This window comes from Gulosibacter sediminis (genome assembly GCF_014904065.1).
Classification (GTDB): Bacteria; Actinomycetota; Actinomycetes; order Actinomycetales; family Microbacteriaceae; genus Gulosibacter; species Gulosibacter sediminis.
The window spans coordinates 1-336 of sequence record NZ_JACXJG010000051.1 but is presented as its reverse complement, the minus strand read 5'-3'; the positions used below and the strand labels follow the sequence as shown (position 1 = coordinate 336).

1 protein-coding gene is annotated in these 336 nt (G+C 64.6%); it reads right to left on the bottom strand.

The genetic code is table 11. The features are described 5' to 3' along the window. Positions 1-202 (bottom strand): NADP-dependent isocitrate dehydrogenase (locus ID132_RS12915; RefSeq protein WP_193128811.1); only part of this gene is annotated, 202 nt, incomplete at its 3' end. Between the last annotated feature and the right edge of the window lie 134 nt (positions 203-336).

The window sequence follows — 336 nt, the reverse complement described above, 5'->3', positions numbered from 1 at the left end:
CGAGCTCGGCGAGGGCGTCGCCGACGCGCTGCTCCTCGGTGAGGTTCTCGGGGAACGTGGCGAGGATGCGCCCGGCGAGCGAGATGTCGCGGGTGTCGACCTCGACGCCGGCGGTCTTCGCGTACGCCTGGACGATGGGCAGGAACGAGTAGGTCGCGAGGAGCGGGGCCTCGTCGGTGTGCGTATAGATGATCTTCGCCATGCGCGGACACTCCCTTACAAGTATCTTGACTTCAAGATTTCTCGCTCAGTCTACTGGGCGCGCGTGACGGCAGGCTCCAGCGCCCCTGGCCGCCGCCTGGATGCCAAGAACCATTGAGTGGTCAGTTTTTGTAG